The sequence below is a fragment of the Mesorhizobium sp. M2A.F.Ca.ET.037.01.1.1 genome, assembly GCF_003998075.1.
Taxonomy (GTDB): domain Bacteria; phylum Pseudomonadota; class Alphaproteobacteria; order Rhizobiales; family Rhizobiaceae; genus Mesorhizobium.
The window spans coordinates 1-2,213 of sequence record NZ_RZSA01001030.1 but is presented as its reverse complement, the minus strand read 5'-3'; the positions used below and the strand labels follow the sequence as shown (position 1 = coordinate 2,213).

Sequence of the window (2,213 nt, the reverse complement as noted above, 5' to 3'; positions counted from 1 at the left end):
CGCTATTCTGAATTACTTCTTCAAGTCGGCGGATATGCTCTCGGAAGAATATGGATGCGAAAAGATTAAGACCATCGGCGATTGCGTAATGGCGGTCTCTGGCCTGCCCACCGCGCGATCCGATCATGCGCAAGCCTTGGCGCATTATGCGCTCGAGCTACGGGCGGCAGCCAGGCGCGAGCGCTTCGCAGGCGAACCGCTAAGCCTCAGGATTGGAATTCACTCCGGACCGATCGTGGCGGGCGTCATAGGCAAAAGACGGTTTGTCTATGACCTGTGGGGCGACACCGTCAATCTCGCCGCACGCATCCAAAAGGCCGCTGAGCCCGATGAAATCCGTATTTCGGATGCAACCCACCAATTGCTCACACCGGATTTTGCTTGCGAGCCGCTTGGGGAAACGGAATTGCGTGGCACAGGTCGCGTGCGAATGTGGCGGCTCTAGGCACCTTTACGCTTGCCTCAAAGGCATCCTATTTTGGAGGGCAGCAGCCACTCGCGGGCATAGAAAATGTCGGTACTGCCTTTCTTAAGAATTTACGCGCCGCTCAACGCGGTGCTGGCTGCGCCTGGGCTTTTGGCGGTGGCTGGGCTCACGATACCGGACATGTCCGGACGAAGCAGGCTGGCTCTGGCTGCAGTACTCGCTGCCATTTGGGGCGCCTATCTCCTGCAAATGGCCGCGACGCTGCTTAAGCGTGAGGCGGGAGGCGTTCGGGACAGGACGCCGGCAATCGCCATCGATGTACTCGCGGTCTTGGTTCCACTCGCCGCATTTCTGCTCGTTGGCACGCCCGACCGGAGCCTCTACTGTGCTGTCTGGCTCCTGAAACCGCTGCGCGACTCGACTTTCTTCCCAGTGCTGGGCAGAGTCCTGGCCAACGAAGCGCGCAATCTGATCGGCGTCACCACGCTCTTCGGCGTCGTTCTGTTCGGCGTCGCGCTCGCGGGCTATGTCATCGAGCGCGGCATCCAGCCGGAAAAGTTCGGCAGCATCCCCCAGGCAATGTGGTGGGCGGTGGTCACGCTGTCTACCACCGGCTATGGTGACGCTATTCCGCAAAGCTTCGCCGGCCGCGTCCTTTCCGGGGCCGTCATGATGAGTGGCATCGGCATCTTCGCCCTCTGGGCTGGCATTCTTGCCACCGGCTTCTATCAGGAAGTCCGTCGCGGGGACTTTGTCCGTAATTGGCAACTGGTCGCCGCCGTGCCGTTGTTTCAGAAGCTCGGACCGGCCGTGCTGGTCGAGATCGTGCGCGCGTTAAGACCTCGCACCGTGCCGGCGGGCGCCGTGATCTGCCGCAATGGCGAGATCGGTGACCAGATGTTCTTCGTCGTGGAGGGGCGCGTCAGCGTCGCGACGCCAAATCCGGTGGAGCTTGGCCCTGGCGCCTTCTTCGGCGAGATGGCGCTGATCAGCGGCGAACCGCGCATGGCGACCGTCAGCGCCGCAACGGCGGTCTCACTGCTATCGCTGCACTCGTCGGATTTCCAGATGCTGTGCAGCAGCAGCCCGGAGATCGCGGAAATCATCCGCAAGACCGCGCTCGAGCGGCGCGGCGCGGCGCCGATGGCTTGACCGCACTAAGAAGTGCAACTGCGGGACGTATCCACCCCCCCCGGCTCCACAATTGAGGTAGCCGACGATATCATCGATCGCCGGCATTAGGTATCATAGCTTTCCTACTCCGTTGTGCCGGCTTTTTTCCTACGCCGGTTGGTGTGCGACTGCGCGACGGCCAGTTTCAACTCGGGTGTGATCTGCAACGGCGCATTCTCTGCCCCATGTGGGCTCTGCAGCCCCTCGACGTGAACGGTCGGGAATGGCAGTTCGATGCCCTGCTCCTTGAAGGCCTGGCGGAGGCGTAAAAAGAATCTCCCCTTCATAGCGAAGGCACCTCCCGGTCTGGTTGTGACCTTGACCCTCAATACGATGCCATACTCACCGAACTCCTGTACGCCCTGCATCTTGATCGGTTCGATCACCCAGTTCTTGAATTCTGGATCTTCCGCCAGCTCCAGGCCTATCCGCTTGATCAGCTTACGAGCGAAGTCGATGTCGGTGTCATAGCCGACGGTGATGTTGAATTTGTCGGTAACCCAGTCACGGCTTTGGTTCTGGACGGCTCCGAGTTCACCGAACGGTATCGTGAACAGCGGGCCACGATGGTGACGCAGCTTTACGGAGCGCAACGAAAAGCTCTCCACCGTAC

Annotated in this window: 3 protein-coding genes; 2 read left to right on the top strand and 1 reads right to left on the bottom strand. The window is 60.6% G+C overall.

The window, feature by feature from the left end; translation table 11 throughout:
• Both EOA27_RS32960 and EOA27_RS32955 read left to right on the top strand, forming a co-directional pair.
• On the top strand, positions 1-445 hold a 445-nt coding region (locus tag EOA27_RS32960; protein WP_145970701.1), incomplete at its 5' end, for an adenylate/guanylate cyclase domain-containing protein.
• 66 nt (positions 446-511) lie between these two features.
• Positions 512-1,579, top strand: a complete 1,068-nt coding sequence (locus EOA27_RS32955; RefSeq protein ID WP_126081333.1) for a cyclic nucleotide-gated potassium channel — start codon at positions 512-514, stop codon at positions 1,577-1,579.
• 104 nt (positions 1,580-1,683) lie between these two features.
• Here EOA27_RS32955 and EOA27_RS32950 read toward each other — a convergent pair.
• On the bottom strand, positions 1,684-2,213 hold a 530-nt coding region (locus EOA27_RS32950), incomplete at its 5' end, for a mechanosensitive ion channel family protein (protein ID WP_145970700.1).